General features: G+C 70.8%; 1 protein-coding gene. It reads right to left on the bottom strand.

All coding sequences use genetic code 11. The annotated features are described in order from the left end of the window. Positions 1-240, bottom strand: a 240-nt coding sequence (locus AAEY79_RS16250; RefSeq protein ID WP_352289785.1) for a hypothetical protein, incomplete at both ends; no start/stop codon positions are given.

The raw sequence follows: 240 nt of genomic DNA on the forward strand, positions 1-240 counted from the left end.
GTCGGGCACCTGCTGCGCGTAGCGCAGGTAGTCGGCCACCGACAGCGGGCCGTAGAACGAGCGGTCGAGGCTGACGCTCCTCAGCAGCGGATGCGCGCCGTACGCTTGCAGCCCTTCGCGCGACAGCTTCGTCTGCGCGAAATCGCCGTCGAAGACGATGCCGTTCCAGCCGGGGAAATACCACGACGACGTGCCGAGCCGCACGTTCGGCGGCAGGCCGGCCGCGGCGGCGGCCACGTC

This window comes from Psychrobacter sp. GW64-MNA-CIBAN-0177, from assembly GCF_040309585.1.
In the GTDB taxonomy this organism is placed as follows: domain Bacteria; phylum Pseudomonadota; class Gammaproteobacteria; order Pseudomonadales; family Moraxellaceae; genus Psychrobacter; species Psychrobacter okhotskensis.